The sequence below is a fragment of the Mediterraneibacter sp. 210702-DFI.5.30 genome (assembly GCF_020560115.1).
GTDB classification, from domain to species: Bacteria; Bacillota; Clostridia; order Lachnospirales; family Lachnospiraceae; genus Mediterraneibacter; species Mediterraneibacter faecis.
The window spans coordinates 1-268 of the sequence record NZ_JAJCME010000081.1; the positions used below are offsets into that span (position 1 = coordinate 1).

The window sequence follows — 268 nt, forward strand, 5'->3', positions numbered from 1 at the left end:
GCTGTTCAAAGATCCACTGCGTCCACTTGTAGTAGTTTGGATCAGTCGTGTTGACTTCGCGATCCCAGTCATAAGAGAAGCCAAGTGATTGAATCTGTTCTCTAAAGTGATCGATGTTTTGGTTGGTGAAGCCCTTTGGATTGTGGCCCGTCTTTAAAGCGTACTGTTCAGCCGGCAGCCCAAACGCATCCCAGCCCATTGGATGCAGCACGTTGTAGCCCTGCATCCGCTTCATCCGCGAAACCACATCCGTTGCCGTGTAGCCTTC

Annotated in this window: 1 protein-coding gene; it reads right to left on the minus strand. The window is 51.1% G+C overall.

The window, feature by feature from the left end; translation table 11 throughout:
• Positions 1-268 (minus strand): class I tRNA ligase family protein (locus LI126_RS14765; RefSeq protein WP_227165684.1); only part of this gene is annotated, 268 nt, incomplete at both ends.